This is a genomic window from Heyndrickxia sporothermodurans (assembly GCF_003055045.1).
Lineage (GTDB): Bacteria > Bacillota > Bacilli > Bacillales > Bacillaceae_C > Heyndrickxia > Heyndrickxia sporothermodurans.
This window is the reverse complement of record NZ_NAZB01000047.1, coordinates 42,446-58,943: the sequence shown is the minus strand read 5'-3', so window position 1 is coordinate 58,943 and position 16,498 is coordinate 42,446. Positions and strand designations below refer to the sequence as shown.

The 16,498-nt window shown below is 35.5% G+C and carries 17 protein-coding genes; 6 read left to right on the top strand and 11 right to left on the bottom strand.

The genetic code is table 11. The features are described 5' to 3' along the window. Positions 1-14: 14 nt before the first annotated feature. From pyc to B5V89_RS16405, 3 genes are all read right to left on the bottom strand, one after another. On the bottom strand, positions 15-3,455 hold the full coding sequence (gene pyc, locus B5V89_RS16415) for a pyruvate carboxylase (protein ID WP_108073016.1): 3,441 nt from the start codon (positions 3,453-3,455) through the stop codon (positions 15-17). A gap of 54 nt (positions 3,456-3,509) precedes the next feature. Further along, positions 3,510-4,721 carry an FtsW/RodA/SpoVE family cell cycle protein gene (locus B5V89_RS16410; RefSeq protein WP_108073014.1) on the bottom strand — a complete coding sequence of 404 codons (1,212 nt, stop codon included), beginning with the start codon at positions 4,719-4,721 and terminating at the stop codon, positions 3,510-3,512. 160 nt (positions 4,722-4,881) lie between these two features. Next, complete coding sequence (locus B5V89_RS16405; protein ID WP_066232108.1) at positions 4,882-5,166, bottom strand: Fpa/YlaN family protein; 285 nt, start codon at positions 5,164-5,166, stop codon at positions 4,882-4,884. Positions 5,167-5,381: 215 nt separating this feature from the next. On the opposite strand from B5V89_RS16405, the gene B5V89_RS16400 reads away from it, so the two are divergent. Continuing rightward, positions 5,382-5,873: a hypothetical protein gene (locus B5V89_RS16400; protein ID WP_066232111.1), complete on the top strand. Its 492-nt coding sequence runs from the start codon at positions 5,382-5,384 to the stop codon at positions 5,871-5,873. Positions 5,874-5,964: 91 nt separating this feature from the next. Here B5V89_RS16400 and B5V89_RS16395 read toward each other — a convergent pair whose 3' ends face one another. After that, positions 5,965-7,293 carry a PhoH family protein gene (locus B5V89_RS16395; protein WP_066232114.1) on the bottom strand — a complete coding sequence of 443 codons (1,329 nt, stop codon included), beginning with the start codon at positions 7,291-7,293 and terminating at the stop codon, positions 5,965-5,967. A 229-nt stretch (positions 7,294-7,522) separates the two neighbouring features. On the opposite strand from B5V89_RS16395, the gene B5V89_RS16390 reads away from it, so the two are divergent. Then, positions 7,523-8,122 carry a YhcN/YlaJ family sporulation lipoprotein gene (locus tag B5V89_RS16390; protein ID WP_108073012.1) on the top strand — a complete coding sequence of 200 codons (600 nt, stop codon included), beginning with the start codon at positions 7,523-7,525 and terminating at the stop codon, positions 8,120-8,122. A gap of 76 nt (positions 8,123-8,198) precedes the next feature. Further along, positions 8,199-8,381: a YlaI family protein gene (locus B5V89_RS16385; RefSeq protein WP_066232121.1), complete on the top strand. Its 183-nt coding sequence runs from the start codon at positions 8,199-8,201 to the stop codon at positions 8,379-8,381. A gap of 37 nt (positions 8,382-8,418) precedes the next feature. Here the strand turns inward: B5V89_RS16385 and B5V89_RS16380 are convergent, their stop codons facing one another. Then, positions 8,419-8,745 (bottom strand): YlaH-like family protein, encoded by a 327-nt coding sequence (locus B5V89_RS16380; protein WP_066232124.1) that lies wholly within the window; start codon positions 8,743-8,745, stop codon positions 8,419-8,421. Positions 8,746-8,777: 32 nt separating this feature from the next. Then, positions 8,778-10,613 (bottom strand): translational GTPase TypA, encoded by a 1,836-nt coding sequence (gene typA, locus B5V89_RS16375; protein WP_066232128.1) that lies wholly within the window; start codon positions 10,611-10,613, stop codon positions 8,778-8,780. 185 nt (positions 10,614-10,798) lie between these two features. Between typA and B5V89_RS16370 the strand changes: the two genes are divergently transcribed. Continuing rightward, a complete protein-coding gene (locus B5V89_RS16370; RefSeq protein ID WP_066232131.1) occupies positions 10,799-10,984 on the top strand; it encodes a YlaF family protein in 186 nt (61 codons plus the stop codon). A gap of 47 nt (positions 10,985-11,031) precedes the next feature. On the opposite strand, the gene B5V89_RS16365 is transcribed toward B5V89_RS16370, so the two are convergent. Then, positions 11,032-11,829 carry an inositol monophosphatase family protein gene (locus tag B5V89_RS16365; RefSeq protein ID WP_066232137.1) on the bottom strand — a complete coding sequence of 266 codons (798 nt, stop codon included), beginning with the start codon at positions 11,827-11,829 and terminating at the stop codon, positions 11,032-11,034. Between the two features lie 160 nt (positions 11,830-11,989). Continuing rightward, positions 11,990-12,184 (bottom strand): hypothetical protein, encoded by a 195-nt coding sequence (locus tag B5V89_RS16360; RefSeq protein WP_066232139.1) that lies wholly within the window; start codon positions 12,182-12,184, stop codon positions 11,990-11,992. Positions 12,185-12,480: 296 nt separating this feature from the next. Between B5V89_RS16360 and B5V89_RS16355 the strand changes: the two genes are divergently transcribed. After that, entirely contained in the window at positions 12,481-13,098 is a 618-nt protein-coding gene (locus B5V89_RS16355) for a YktB family protein (protein WP_108073010.1), read from the top strand. A gap of 66 nt (positions 13,099-13,164) precedes the next feature. Here the strand turns inward: B5V89_RS16355 and B5V89_RS16350 are convergent, their stop codons facing one another. Both B5V89_RS16350 and B5V89_RS16345 read right to left on the bottom strand, forming a co-directional pair. Beyond that, positions 13,165-13,434 carry a UPF0223 family protein gene (locus B5V89_RS16350; RefSeq protein WP_066232144.1) on the bottom strand — a complete coding sequence of 90 codons (270 nt, stop codon included), beginning with the start codon at positions 13,432-13,434 and terminating at the stop codon, positions 13,165-13,167. Between the two features lie 32 nt (positions 13,435-13,466). Then, positions 13,467-14,426: an NAD(P)H-dependent flavin oxidoreductase gene (locus B5V89_RS16345; protein ID WP_108073008.1), complete on the bottom strand. Its 960-nt coding sequence runs from the start codon at positions 14,424-14,426 to the stop codon at positions 13,467-13,469. Positions 14,427-14,583: 157 nt separating this feature from the next. Here B5V89_RS16345 and B5V89_RS16340 point away from each other — a divergent pair, with 157 nt between their 5' ends. Continuing rightward, positions 14,584-16,053 carry an aminotransferase class I/II-fold pyridoxal phosphate-dependent enzyme gene (locus B5V89_RS16340; protein WP_108073006.1) on the top strand — a complete coding sequence of 490 codons (1,470 nt, stop codon included), beginning with the start codon at positions 14,584-14,586 and terminating at the stop codon, positions 16,051-16,053. Between the two features lie 34 nt (positions 16,054-16,087). Here B5V89_RS16340 and B5V89_RS16335 read toward each other — a convergent pair whose 3' ends face one another. After that, positions 16,088-16,213 (bottom strand): GapA-binding peptide SR1P, encoded by a 126-nt coding sequence (locus tag B5V89_RS16335; protein WP_108073004.1) that lies wholly within the window; start codon positions 16,211-16,213, stop codon positions 16,088-16,090. Positions 16,214-16,498: the final 285 nt, after the last annotated feature.

Below are 16,498 nucleotides of genomic sequence, written 5' to 3'. Positions count from 1 at the left end.
ACGTGTTTTATTTTTTATATTTTTTCAATTTCTATTAAAAGATCATTAGGTGTGATAGCTTCACCATTTTGGACATAAAGCTCTTTAACGACTCCGGAAAATGGAGCTTGGACAGTTGTTTCCATTTTCATAGCCTCAGTTATCATGAGGTGATCACCTTGATTGACTCGATCCCCTTTACTAACCATCAGCTTAATAACAGTACCCGGCATAGTTGCTCCGATTTGTTGTTCATTTTTCGGATCCGCTTTTACCTTATTTGCTACAGCAGATTTTATGCTTTCATCTTTAATAATTATTTCACGCGGCTGGCCATTTAGTTCAAAATATACAATTCTTGTTCCATCTTTTCGAGGTTGTCCTATTGAGACTAATTGAACAAAAAGTGTTTTTCCTTTTTCAATTTCTACTTCGATTTCTTCGCCTAATCTCATTCCATAAAAGAATGTTGGTGTATCGATAACGGAAACATCACCAAATTGCTGAACAGTTTTGACATAATCTAAGAACACTTTAGGATATAATGCATAAGAAATCGTTTCATGGTCATTCGCTTCCCTGCCTATTTCTTTAGACAATGCGTCTTTCAAACTAGGAAGATCAACATTTTCCATTAATTCACCCGGACGAATTGTAATAGGCTCTCTATCCTTAAGAATCACTTTTTGAAGCTCTTTTGGAAAACCGCCAACTGGTTGCCCTAAATAACCTTGAAACAATTCGACTACGGAATCAGGAAAATCTATTTTCATACCACGTGAATAGACATCTTCTTCCGTTAGGTCGTTTTGCACCATAAATAAAGCCATATCGCCAACAACCTTAGAAGATGGGGTTACTTTTACAATATCTCCAAACATACGGTTAACAATTTGGTACATTTCTTTCACTTCATCCCAACGATCTCCAAGCCCTACAGCTTTCGCCTGTTGTTGCAGATTACTATATTGCCCACCCGGCATTTCATGTCGGTATACTTCTGTGTGCGGTGAATTCATTCCACTTTCAAAGTCTCGATAATATTTTCTTACATCTTCCCAATAATCAGAAAGCTTTTCCGCAGATTCGATATTTATTTTTGGTTTTCTTTCTGTACCTTCTAACGCATAATATAATCCATTTAAGCTTGGTTGTGATGTTAAGCCCGCCATTGAATTTAATGCCACATCTACAATATCAACACCTGCATCAATTGCTTTTGCATATGTGTAAAGACCATTGCCGCTAGTATCATGTGTATGCAGATGAATTGGGATATCAATTGTTTCTTTTAATTCAAATATTAGTTGATAAGCTGCTTGCGGTTTTAATAACCCAGCCATATCTTTAATAGCCAGAATATGTGCCCCTTGGTTTTCTAATTCTTTTGCCAAGTCCTTATAATATTGAATATTATATTTAGTTCTAAACGGATCATTAATATCACCAGTATAACAAATTGAAGCTTCCGCAATCTTTCCAGTTTGTCTAACTGCATCAATGGCAACTTCCATTCCTTTTACCCAGTTCAAACTATCAAATATTCGAAAAATATCAATACCTGCATCTGCAGACAGTTTTGCAAATTCGCGGATAATATTATCCGGGTAATTTTTATACCCTACTGCATTAGAACCTCTAAATAGCATTTGGAAAAGGACATTTGGAACTCTTTCTCTTAATTCCTTCAAACGTTGCCAAGGATCTTCCTTTAAAAATCGATAAGCAACATCAAATGTAGCTCCTCCCCACATTTCTAACGAAAATAAATCCGGTAATAATTTAGATGTTGGTTCGGCTATTTTTTTAATGTCTTGTGATCTTACACGTGTTGCAAGTAATGATTGGTGTGCGTCACGGAATGTTGTATCAGTTAGTAACACTTCTTTTTGTGATTTAATCCATCTTACTAAACCTTCAGCCCCATCACGGTCAAGTATTTGCTTTGTACCGGAAGCGGATTCTTCTACAAGACTTACTTTTGGTACTCTATTTTTCGGATAGAACGGCTTTTCCTTCTGTTCAATTCCCGGGAAACCATTAATCGTAACATTGCTAATATAAGAAAGCATTTTCGTTCCACGGTCACGGCTTGCAGGAAAGTCAAATAGTTCCGGTGTAGAGTCAATGAATGATGTATCATACTTTCCGGTAATGAAATTTTTATGCTTCACTACATTTATTAGAAACGGGATATTTGTTTTAATCCCTCTAATTCTAAATTCTTGAAGATTTCGCACCATTTTTGCTGCAGCTTTTTCAAATGAAGTAGCTGATGTAGATAATTTTACTAAAAGAGAATCATAAAATGGCGTAATAACAGCTCCTTGGAAGCCATTTCCCGCATCAAGTCGAACACCAAAACCACCGCCGGATCGGTAGGCCATAATTTTCCCAGTATCAGGCATAAAATTATTTAATGGATCTTCCGTTGTCACCCTAGATTGGATGGCATAGCCATTGATTGTGATTTCATCCTGCTTAGGAATATTGACAATTTCACCATGTAATTGATGCCCCTCCGCAATTAAAATTTGCGACTGAACAATATCAATGCCAGTAATCATTTCTGTAATTGTATGCTCCACTTGTACACGCGGATTTACCTCAATAAAATAAAACTCATTGTCCGCTACTAAAAATTCAACCGTACCAGCGTTTACATAATTGACGTTTTTCATTAAATTAACTGCAGCTTGACAAATTTCCTTTCTCAACTCATCGGAAAGTGATACACATGGAGCTACCTCAACGACTTTTTGATGACGTCTTTGAACTGAGCAATCCCTTTCAAATAAGTGAACAATATTACCGTTCGCATCACCTAATATTTGTACTTCAATATGCTTCGGATTTTTAATAAACTTTTCTACATAAACCTCATCATTGCCAAATGCCGCTTTCGCTTCTGACTTAGCGCGAGTAAACGCTTCAGTCACTTCCTCCGCGTGATTAACAATCCTCATCCCACGGCCGCCACCACCTAGTGATGCTTTAATGATTATTGGATATCCATGTTGCTGACCGAAATCTTGAACTTCGCTAAGGGAAGACACTGGACCATTACTACCCGGAATGACCGGAATATTAGCAAGAATGGCTTGTTCCTTCGCTTTTACTTTATCCCCAAACATATCTAAGTGATTAGTATTTGGTCCGATAAATATAATCCCCTCTTCCACACATCTCTTTGCAAATTGAATGTTTTCGGAAAGAAATCCATATCCCGGATGGATGGCATCGACATTTGAACTTTTCGCAATTTCAATAATTCCTTCAATATCTAAATACGCATCTATAGGTTTTTTTCCTTCACCAACTAAGTATGCTTCATCAGCTTTGTAACGGTGATAAGATCCTGAGTCTTCTTTAGAATAAATGGCTACTGTACGGATATTTAGTTCCGTACACGCTCGAAAAACTCGAATCGCAATTTCTCCTCTATTTGCTACCAATACCTTTTCAATTTTTTTCATACAGTATGTCTCCCCTTTGCATGATCTTCGATGGATTAGTGATTATATTGTAAATTAATGTACCTTAAATCCACGATTATTAAAATTCGAATTCACAAAAGTAGTAGTTTCTTCTTTTTTCTTATACTTATCTTCATATTTTACAAACATTGATACATTGACTAACACACCTAATGAAGCGGATAAAAGAAGCAATGAGGATCCTCCATAACTAATCAATGGTAGTGGAACCCCTGTTATCGGTATTAATCCGGACACCCCTCCCAAATTAATAAAGCTTTGAATACCTATCATACTTGAGATACCTATTGATAATAAACTACCAAATGGATCCCGGCATTTTACCCCTATATATATACCTCGTAGAACGAGGTAGGATAAACCAATAATGACAAAACCGACACCAAAAATTCCGAGCTCTTCTGCAATAATAGCCATAATAAAATCTGTATGGGGCTCGGGAAGATAGCCAAGCTTTTGAACGCTTTGCCCAAGACCTAATCCCTTTACACCGCCGGATCCTAAGGCCAAGTAGGAATTGTATAATTGAAACCCCTCATCCGTATGGTTTTTAAAGGGATCCATATAACCCGTGATCCGTGCAATTTTATTTTTTGTAAATATTTCATCCTTTTTTAATAAAAAGACGGGAGAAAGGAGTAGGACAATAATTAATCCCAAACCCAATAGTTTCATCATCGTTTTCATTTTCATTCCGGAACAAAGCAGTATCGTAAGTCCAATCGCAAAAATTATGGACGCTGTACCAAAATCAGGCTCAATCGCAATCAAAAAACAAACGAAGATTAAAAATAATAAAGGTGGAATGACTCCTTTATTAAATTGATCAATATATGACTGCTTCTTCGCATATACTGCAGAGAGGTAGATGATGACACTTAATTTTACAAACTCTGATGGTTGAATCATGCTTGTCCCAATTTTAAACCAGCTTTGCGCATTATTTGAATTATGACCAAACAGACGGATCCCGATAAGGGCTACAACCGATATAAGCATAATCGTCCCAAGAAATTTATTGCTTTTATATATTTTATACGGAAAAAAAGCGGTAATGATAAAAGCAATTAGCGAAAATATAAAACTTTTTAATTGTTTCATATAAAAGAAATCACTGCTATAACCGTATTTTTGAACAGCAACCACCATGCTTGCACTATATATCATGACTAATCCGAATAAACAAAGAAGTATGTACACGACGACAAGTGAATAGTCATAAGACTTTAAGATTTTTTTTAACATAGTAACCTTCCAATCCTTTAGTCTATAAAAAGATATTCTTCAATAATTTTTTATTTCCTGCTTAGTGAAAGAAATTAATAAAAAGTTTACAAAAGATACTCTTCACTCCTATTTTACAAAAAAACTCAAACAATTTCTGTGAACTGTTTGAGTTTTTTAATTATGATTTTTTTGTGGATGCTTCATGTAAAGCGGTAAGCTCTCGTTCTAATGAATCGAGTAACTCCTTACCATCCTTCTCTTCCACCAAGCCTAGTCTGACTGCAAAATCTATTTCACGGGATAGGCCAAACATTTGAGTATCCAATACTTCTTCGTATAATGGACATTGGGGCATCGTTAAATTATCCATTTGGACTTTAATTAAGCGCAAAATTTTCTCTGCGTCCACCCTTAAAAGAGAATAGGCTTTTTCCCGGTGATCCATTTTAATTTCAGACGCCATATAGATCCCCCCAATTTACGAACAATTAGACAATCCTATCTAAAAATTTTACTCTGAAAAGAAGCAAAATGCAAGGATTAAGAGTATTAATTTTCGTACTTCTATTTTCTCATATAATTTTGGTTTAGGAAACTTTTTTCATTATGAAAAGTTTAGGTAAATGTGACAAGTTCATTTTTTCAGAGTATAATTTTAAAATGTAAGGAGGTTAAAAAATGATTATTCCAATAAAAGGTAATGTTAAGTTCCCAATTACTTTAGACGCCGGAACTTGGATATTTGACGATCGGAAACTAGATTTAACTACATATTTTGATAATAAGAATACCGGTATTGACGAGGATGAAGAATATACAAAAAGTGTTGGTAAATTTTTTGATCGCGAAATTAAAGAAGGTGCAATATCCCCCCCAACATTAAAATCGGAGAAGAAATTTTTGAAACAAAGACTTCTAACCGGTACATTCGGCATTAAGTTCGAACCGTTTTTAAAAAACGCTGAACCTCTTGAAAGTGCGACTACGCTTATTATTGAAACAAAAGATGAAGAAATACAAATTCCGATCAATGAAGCTTACGACCTTATCATCGCTTTTTCAAAAGAAGGGAAAGCGCTCAAAGAGGACGGGCCAGTACACATTTTATTCGAAGACGGCTCAAATAAAGATCAGCCAATAAAATATGTCAAAGGTTTTCGTGTGGAGTAATCTTTAATAAGTTATTGCAGCAACAGAATGGTATACACACCATTCTGTTGTGTTAATAACGACAAATTAAAGATTTTTCTTACTTTCATTTTTATAGAAGATCAGCTGCTAATTGTGCTAATCCCGATCTTTCACCTTTCATTAATTTAATATGCCCGGCCACTGATTGATCCTTAAACTTTTCGAGAACATACGTTAATCCGTTATTATATTCGTCTAAATATGGATGATCAATTTGTTCTGGATCACCCATTAACACAATTTTACTTCTTTCTCCCACTCTCGTTAAAATCGTTTTCACTTCATGCTTCGTTAAATTTTGAGCTTCATCAATAATAATAAATTGGTCCGGAATACTTCTTCCGCGTATATACGTTAATGCCTCCACTTCTATCGATCCCATTCCAGCGAGTATTGCCTCTAATTCACCTGGTTTTTTTGTATTAAACAGATATTCTAAATTATCATAAATCGGCTGCATCCAAGGTCTTAATTTCTCTTGTTTTTCACCTGGTAAATACCCCAAATCCTTTCCTACCGGCACGATTGGACGAGCAACAAGAAGTTTTTTATAGGAATGTAAATCTTCCGTTTGCATCAGCCCCGATGCTAATGCAAGAAGAGTCTTTCCAGTTCCTGCTTTTCCAATCATTGTTACAAGATTAATGTCTTGTCTAAATAATAATTCCATCGCCATTGTTTGCCCTACATTTCTAGGCTTAATTCCCCAAATCGGCTCATGGTTATAAACTAATTTTCGTACGACTTTACCTGTTTGATCTACAATCCCAATAGCGGAAGAAGAACTTCCTAATGCGTCTTTCATGATTAAAAATTGATTGGGGTAAAAAGGGTGATGGGTAATCTCCGATAAAGCTAATTCACCTTTCTCATAAAATAAATTTAATAAGTCGATATTTATATAAATTTCAAGTAAGCCTGTGTATATATGATCAATTTCTACTACTCGATCGTTTAAAAAATCTTCCGCCTGTAATCCGAGTGCATCTGCCTTAACCCTTACTAAAGCATCTTTACTAACTAGAATGACCGGTCTACCATTTTCCTTCGTTTCCTCCTCTAAGAATAAATTCTTAGCGACGGCTAATATTCGATTATCATTCGTTTTTTCAATAAATATATCTTGTAATTGTTGAAATGATCGGTGATTTAATTCAATTCTTAGTACTCCACCATTCTCAAGAGGAATCTTTTCATGGAGCTTCCCTGCTTTTCTAAAGCTGTCAATCAATTTGGATACTTGTCTGGCATTACGTCCAATTTCATCCATATACCTCTTTTTCGAATCAACCTCTTCTAGCACTACAGCTGGAATGACGATTTCATTATCTTCAAAAGAAAATATGGCATTCGGATCCTGTAATAAGACATTTGTATCTAATACATATATTTTCTTCAAATTGATGCCTCCTGCTCCTTATTGGATTATTGTATTATATGAACTTTTTCTACTTCCTGTTCATTTGAAGTGGACGGACATTGCTAAAATATATGAACAAATGAATAAAGATAGAAGAAAATTGCACACTAAATATAGAAATGCGATATCGCACCTTGATTATTGCGATGCAGCTAGACAATTAGAAAAGCGGAATGGATTAAGAATAGATTAAATGAGGTGAGTTTAGTTGAAAAAAATAGGATTACTTCTTTGTACTACTATCTTATTAAGTGCGTGCGCAAACAATGAAGCTGGACAGGGTAAAAACAACAATAATATCACACCAAAAACGATTTCTGTTAAAGATAGCAATATAAAAAATGTTGATAGAAAAACAGGACAGCAAATTTCACAACGTCTTGTAGACCTTGCCGTAAGCGTTCCCAATGTTAAAGATGCAACAGCGGTAGTATTCAGTAATTATGCTCTTGTTGGGATTGATGTTGATGATAATATTGATCGTTCCAGGGTGGGGTCCATTAAGTATTCGGTTGCTGAGAGCTTAAAACATGATCCATATGGAGCTAACGCTATAGTCGTTGCTGACCCTGATTTTACACAACGTCTTCGCGAAATTGGACAAGATATACGCAACGGCAAACCCGGACAAGGGATTATCAATGAACTCGCAGATATTGCAGGTAGGCTTATGCCGGAAATACCGAAAAATATCGTAGAACCAAAAAATCCGCAAAGTGGTACGGAAAAACCTAAACAAGAATTAAATCAATCAAAAGATAAGCAACTTGAAAGAGAACAAGAAAACCAATCAAATGATAAAAAATAAGAATTAAAAGTCCAAAATTTCCACACTTTCATTTCCATGTTATACTAAAAAAAACGGTAACTCGGGGTGTAACTGAATGAAAGTAAAATGTGTATTATGCGAAAAAATAAATGATATAGATGATGATTCCATCATGGCAAAACGACTTCGAAATCGTCCGATTCATACTTATATGTGTGATGAATGTTATGAAAGAATAACAGAAAAAACGACAGCAAGACTTGCATCAAGAGAAGAAAAAGATCTTAACGATATATAAAAAAAAACAAATCCGCCATTTTCGGCGGATTTGTTTTTTATGCATCATTTTGCGCTTGATCTTTTTTGTAATTGTACCTGCGTATTTTATAAATGATTAAAATAAGGGCAGCAACTACGAGTCCTTCTGTAATCGGAAGAAATATTGCTAAAAAGGTTAAAATCGTACATCCCAATGCTAAAAACAAATAGATCAAAATCGATTTTAGCATTGGAAGTTTTTGAGCAAAGCCCAATTTATAAACAAGAATACATAAAGCTACAATGGTTAAATAAAGCATCCACATTCCTAGTTTTGGAAATTCATCAACTCGATACAAGCCTGCGAAAAAGGAAAGATGTTCCTGCACATTTACCTCTGGCACAATAGACTCCCTTTCTAGAAATTAGTTTTTAATTAAATTTCTGCGTATTTCATTTTTTTAGCAGCTTTTTCACGTTCATTTTTGTTTAATATTTTTTTACGCAAACGAATCGATTCAGGTGTAACCTCACAATATTCATCATCGTTTAAGTATTCAAGTGCTTCCTCTAATGACATTATGCGTGGTTTTTTAATAACTGATGTTTGATCTTTCGTCGATGAACGGACATTTGTTGCATGTTTCACTTTCGTAATGTTAACGGTAATATCATTTTCGCGAGTATTTTCGCCAACGATCATACCTTCGTAAATTTCTGTACCTGGTTCAACAAATATTGTCCCTCTATCCTCTATTTGCATGATACCATATGTCGACGCTTTCCCTGTTTCCATGGAAACAAGCACACCTTGGTGGCGGCCGCCAACTCGACCCGGCTGCATCGGTTGATAACTATCGAAAGTATGATTAATAATTCCGTATCCACGGGTTAGTGTCATGAAATCAGTAGAATAACCGATTAGTCCACGGGCCGGCACATTAAAGATTAAACGCACTTGACCGTTTCCGTTATTAACCATATCAAGCATTTCGCCTTTACGAGAACCAAGTGATTCAATAATACTTCCTGTATACTCCTCAGGAATATCAATTTGTACCCTTTCAATCGGTTCACATTTAACACCATCAATTTCCTTTACAATAACAGATGGTTTTGACACTTGCAATTCAAAGCCTTCACGACGCATATTTTCAATTAAGATGGAAAGATGAAGTTCACCGCGGCCTGAAACAATCCAAGCATCAGGAGAATCTGTGTTTTCAACTCTTAAACTTACGTCTGTTTGTAATTGTGCGCGAAGACGTTCTTCAATCTTCCTTGATGTGATATATTTACCTTCACGGCCTGCAAATGGGCTATTATTAACAATAAACGTCATTTGCAATGTTGGCTCATCAATGCGTAATGGTTGTAGAGGTTCTTGATGGTCAATTGGACAAACTGTTTCTCCAACATTAATATCTTCCATACCAGACACTGCTATAAGGTCACCCGCATGTGCTTCTTGAATTTCTTGACGCTTCAATCCGAAGAACCCGAAAATTTTAGATACCCGGAATTGTTTTACCGTTCCATCTAATTTCATTAATGCAACTTGTTGTCCTACATGCATCGTACCACGGAAGACACGTCCAATTCCAATTCTACCTACATAATCATTATAGTCCAGTAAAGCAACTTGGAATTGTAAAGGCTCTTCTTTAGTATCAGCAGGTGCCGGAATATGGTCAATAATTGTATCAAATAATACTTGCATATTGTCATCTTGTTTCGTTGGATCATTGCTAGCAGTTCCGTTAATACCGGATGCATAGATAACCGGAAATTCTAATTGATCTTCATTTGCATCCAGCTCGATAAATAATTCGATCACTTCATCGACAACTTCCTCTGGTCGAGCAAAATCACGGTCAATTTTATTTACAACTACGATCGGAGTTAAATTTTGTTCTAATGCTTTTTTTAGGACGAAGCGTGTTTGGGGCATACATCCTTCATATGCATCAACGACAAGTAGAACCCCATCAACCATTTTCATAATACGTTCTACTTCACCGCCAAAGTCAGCGTGTCCTGGTGTATCCATAATATTAATTTTTATATCTTTATATTGAATAGCGGTATTCTTCGCTAAGATTGTAATGCCTCTCTCACGTTCAATATCATTAGAATCCATTGCTCGTTCAGCTACTTGTTCATTTGAACGAAATGTTCCGGATTGCTTTAATAGCTGATCGACAAGCGTTGTTTTCCCATGGTCAACGTGTGCTATAATCGCTATATTACGTAAATCTTCTCTTATTTTCAAAAGTGGTTCCTCCTGCCTTTATGACCGTCAATGTTAGTATAACTATAACTTACGTATTATATCATAGTTATTTATAAATCACCACTAATGCATTATTTCCATCTTCACTATGCAAAGTGGAGTTTTTCGAGTAAAATGATATTTATACTAGCCTTGATAAAGGAAACAAGTAGGGGGCAATTGATATGAAAGATATAAAATGGATTTTCATTCTGTTCGCTACAATTGCGGCTGCCTCAATGATTGGCATCGGAGTAGCAATCGGGGAAAAAAGTATCCTCGGTATAATTATTTGTATCCTTGTTCTCATTCTCGTGATGGGATATGGGTTCAAAACAAAAGCAAAAATGCGTCAAGAAGGACGATTATAAAAGATGTAAAAATAAATATAGCTACCTCTCATTTGAGGTAGCTATATTTATTCAATGGACAAAAAATAATTATCCAGTATTTCCTTATGGAGTCCACTGTTACTCACAAATACCGTGCCGCTCTCTAAAATGTGTAATGGTTCACCTTTAACCGTAGATAGTTTACCTCCTAACTCTTCTATCAATAGTTTTCCGGCAGCAAAATCCCATGGGGCTAAACGCATGGCAATATAAGCATCTAATCTGCCTGTTGCAACATAGGCTATTTCAAGCGAAGCTGCACCTAGCGATCTTGTTGCACGTGAATCATGGACTAAACGATGTAAGTTGGCGGTTGGGATATGTCGATTGGATATTATCCAAGAAGAATTAATCCCGATAATTGCATCTTCAACTTTCGTATCGGTCAATTTAGGAATCGGAACTTCATTAAAATAGGCTCCTTTACCTGCTTCAACAAAGTAAAGTTCATCTTGAACTACATCATAAATATAACCTAGCTTTCCTTTTCCATTTTCATAAATTCCAATGGAGATGGCAAAATTTCTTTGTTGGTGGACAAAGTTAACTGTGCCATCGATTGGATCGATTATCCATAACACTCCATTTGTTTGATCGATTTTCTGTCCATGCCCTTCCTCACCAATAATATGATGGTCCGGGAAATGTTCTTGAATATTATTGACAAAAAACGATTCTGTCTCCTTATCTATATTTGTAACTAAATCATTCCGATCCGACTTCGTTTCTATGTCTAATGTTTTTTTAAATGAATCAATGATATTAATTCTTGCTTCCTTTAGCCATATTCTTACATATGTATCAATTTGCTCCCAATTCGTCATCGCCCTGTCCTCCATCAAATCTTCGACTTAACTTATTGTATGATTAGCTTAAAGGAAAAAATTATGTAATTCAAGAAATTAACTTAATATTTAACTCCATAAAAACGAACCCCATCTGTGATGAGGAACAGGGAGTTCGTAAACCTACTTGGAAATACTCCTACATTGCTTTCATCCTTAATAATTCTTCTCGTATTTTTTCAAGTTTCTTTTTCGTTAAATCCTTTTTCTTATGGTCATTATTTTGAATTGCCTCATAAAGGACAGCTAGCTCATAGTCCATTTCTAATCTAAGTACTGCTATTCGTTGCTGATCAAATTTTTTCTTTTTCGAAGTGTTCATTACTTGTTTCATGAACTTCACATCCCTTCACTTTTTGCATTTTACAAATAACTAAATTTTCAGATATTACTTACTACATCATATGATGCTTCACTAATCGTGCAACTAAAATGTGTAATTGCCTAAGTAATTTCATTTTAGGAAATTTGTCGATTATGCTAAAATAAAGTCAATTGTAGGAAAGATGTTCAATAGAGGCTCATTTATGAAATTCCCAAGTTTTTCACATTCAGACTTAAAACGGCTTCCATTGCTTTCTTTTACCCAATCTAAAAAATGAATAAACGTTATGAAGGAGATTATCAACAATGCAATTCGAAGGTTTCACGAAGAACGATTTTGACACATTTAATATAGAAGGTCTTGACGCGAGAATGGAAGCTATCGAAGAACGAATTCGACCGAAATTCCGTGAAATCGGTCAATTATTAACGGACGAACTTTCCGTAAATTTAGGGGAAGAAATGTTTTTACATATAGCGAAACATGCCCGTCGCACTGTAAATGCCCCGAAAGATACTTGGTTGGCAATAGCGGGTAACAAACGCGGATATAAACAACACCCTCATTTCCAAGTTGGATTGTTTGACGACCATGTTTTCATTTGGTTAGCGTTTATTTACGAATTACCGAATAAAGCGGAAATGGCAAAGACGTTTTTGAAGAACTTAAAAACGATCAAGTCATCCATTCCTAATGATTTCGTTGTTTCTCAGGACCATATGAAAAAGAATGCAACTTCATTGAAGGAAATCGACTTAAAAAACGCACTTGAACGTTTCCGTGACGTCAAGAAAGCGGAATTCCTTATTGGACGACAAATTGCAGCCAATGACCCGATTTTAACGAATGGCACCGAATTTATCGACGTTGTAAGAAATACGTTTGAAACACTTATCCCATTATATAAATTAGCGTATAAATAGGAAATCAATTCTAAAAAGAGAAAATAGGAAGCGAGCAATGCTCCTTCCCCATTTTATCTTTTATTTTTACATTTTTATTATGTTACCGGGTTCAGATTCTTTTAATCTTTTTACAACTTGATAGGATGAATATCCACTTTCTTTTTCGAATTCATTACAATATTTTTTTTCATCAGCTTTTCCAGGAACGATTTCTTTAAATCGTCGATATTTCTCCATTAATTCTTCACGTTTTATTCCCTTTTCATAGGCCTTCTCAATTGCCTCAAAAAATTGGATTACTTCTATAACCTCAGTTGTTGACCAATCCATTGAGAAAGGATATTGATATTCCATTTCTACACCGTCTTTCTAGTTGTTGTTTACGATTACTTTCCCCATTTTTTACGAATTTCATTAGCATCTTGGATCATTCGTGTGATTAATTCCTCAACACTCGGAATATCATTAATTAACCCCATTACTTGTCCCGCCCACGCAAATCCACTATCTACTTCTCCATTATATATATAATTTTTATTTGCTTGTCCACTAATATAGTTTTTAAGTTTTTCGTATCCTCCATTATTTTTTTCAATCTCTAAAATTTGCTCTGTCCATTTATTCGTAATTGCTCGGCCGGGTGCACCTAAACTACGTTTTATGACGGTTGTATCTGTTTCTTTTCCTTTAATAATTGCTTGCTTATAAAGTTCGTTTGCGTGCACACATTCCTTTGTTGCAATAAAACGTGTCCCCATTTCAATTCCTTCAGCACCTAAGCATAAAGCAGCCATTAATCCTCTTCCATCACCGATTCCTCCTGAGGCGATGACTGGGATTGAAACAGCATCTACAACTTGTGGAATCAATACTAATGAACCTATATCGTCTTTCCCCAAGTGTCCACCACCTTCTTGACCTACTACCATAACTGCATCTGCACCTAGTTCTTCCGCTTTTTGAGCTTGGCGTTTAGCTGCCACAAGTACTAATTTTTTTACATTTGAACCTTCTAAGTACTGAAAAAACGGCGTGGGATTTCCTCCTGTTACAGATACTACCGCTACTTTTTCATCGAGGGCTACATCTAAATAGTCAGTATATGGTCTTCCGTGTTGTCCGATAGCAAAATTAACTCCAAACGGAAAGGTAGTTAATTGTTTAACCTTTTGAATTTCTTTACGGAGTGCCTCCGGGCTTTCTAAAGACATTGCAGTTATTTGGCCAAGCCCCCCTGCATTAGATACAGCCGCTGCCAATTCTGAGTAGGCTAAATAGGCTAATCCTCCTTGAATAATTGGATATTTAATATTAAGTAAGTCGGTAATTCTAGTGTTCCAATTCATATGTATTCACTCCTCAATATCATCAGCATTATATAATACTTCTCCTATTTACTTATATTTTCCTTTCGTTATGAAGAAACTATTTTCAATGGTAAGGTTAAATGATATAATTTCTTTTGTTTTAAAAGATGTAACATTAAAAGAGGTGTGAAGTTCATTGTCACAATTTGATACTCCGTTATTTACTGGATTAGTGGAACACGCGAAAAAGAATCCAGTTCAATTTCATATACCCGGACATAAAAAAGGCTCAGGAATCGATCCGGAATTTCGTCAATTTATCGGGGATAATGCATTATCGATAGATTTAATTAATATTGCACCTTTAGATGATCTCCATCAACCAAAAGGAATGATTCAAAAAGCACAGGAATTAGCTGCACAAGCCTTCGGAGCTGACCACACATTCTTTTCCGTCCAAGGTACGAGCGGTGCTATTATGGCCATGATTATGACGGTCTGCGGACCTAACGATAAAATTATCGTTCCTCGAAATGTTCATAAATCTGTTATGTCCGCCATTGTTTTCTCAGGGGCTATTCCTATATTTATTCATCCCGAAATCGATCCGATTTTAGGAATATCCCACGGAATCACGACTGAATCTGTTTCAAAAGCTTTGCAACAAAACCCTGATGCAAAGGGCGTATTAGTTATTAATCCAACCTATTTCGGGGTTGCCGCTGATTTGAAGAAAATTGTAGAAATCGCCCATTCCTATCAAGTTCCGGTTCTCGTTGATGAAGCGCACGGAGTTCATATCCATTTCCATGAGGAACTACCGATTTCAGCAATGGAAGCGGGAGCGGACATGGCAGCAACAAGTGTTCATAAATTAGGTGGATCAATGACGCAAAGTTCTGTATTAAACGTAAAAGATGGATTAGTGTCTTCAAATCGTGTGTCAACAATATTGAGTATGTTAACGACTACATCCACCTCATACTTATTATTAGCATCACTTGATGTCGCAAGAAGAAGACTTGCTACACATGGAAAGGAATTACTAAATAAAACGATTCAGCTAGCTCAATCCGTTCGTGCTAAAATTAATGAGATTGATCATTTATACTGTGTCGGTAAAGAAATATTGGGAACAAAAGCGACATTTGATTATGACCCAACAAAACTAATCATCTCTGTCAAAGATCTCGGAATAACAGGATATGATGCTGAAAAATGGCTGCGTGAAGTATATAATATCGAAGTAGAACTTTCCGATTTATACAATATTCTCTGCCTTATTACACCTGGCGATACAGAAGTGGAAACAAATCTGCTAGTAAAAGCACTTCAAGAGCTTTCTGATCAATTTTCACATCTGTCTAGCTCGGTAAGTATTCAAGTCATGCTACCGGATATTCCCGTTCTAGCTTTAACACCTCGTGATGCATTTTATGCGGACACAGAAGTCATCCCTTTCGAGGAATCTGCTGGAAGAATTATCGCTGAATTTATTATGGTTTATCCACCGGGAATCCCTATTTTTATACCGGGAGAAATAATAACTGAAGAAAATTTAAAATATGTTCGCAAAAATATTGAAGTTGGCTTACCAGTACAAGGTCCTGAAGATTTCGATCTTAAGTCACTACGTGTTATTAAGGAGCATAAAGCAATAAAATAAGCTTTCTCCCATAGGAGAAAGCTTTTCTTATTGTTTATTCATTTTCTTTTTCAATTTGTTCTTTATGACAATTCGCACAGCTCGAATATAAAACAGATACTTTTTCGTCTTCAAAATGATCAATAATTTTATTACATGCTTGGCAGATTAAAGTTCCCATATGAATGTTCCCTCCCAACGGAATTTGAAAACGTTTTCTATCTAAGATAATAATAATACATCTTAATTGAAATTTAAAGTCTATTTTGTATGACATATTTATGTAATTTTTATATTAAGTATGACAAATATAAAAAACGATAAGACGTTCTTATCGTTTTTTATTAAGAAAAAGGTAATGGTACTACTTGTTTTAGGATAACTTGTAATAAGAGATAAATTGATAAACTGGAAAATGTAATAATAATAGTCGATCGGTTCGATTTTACAATCATTTTTGTTAATA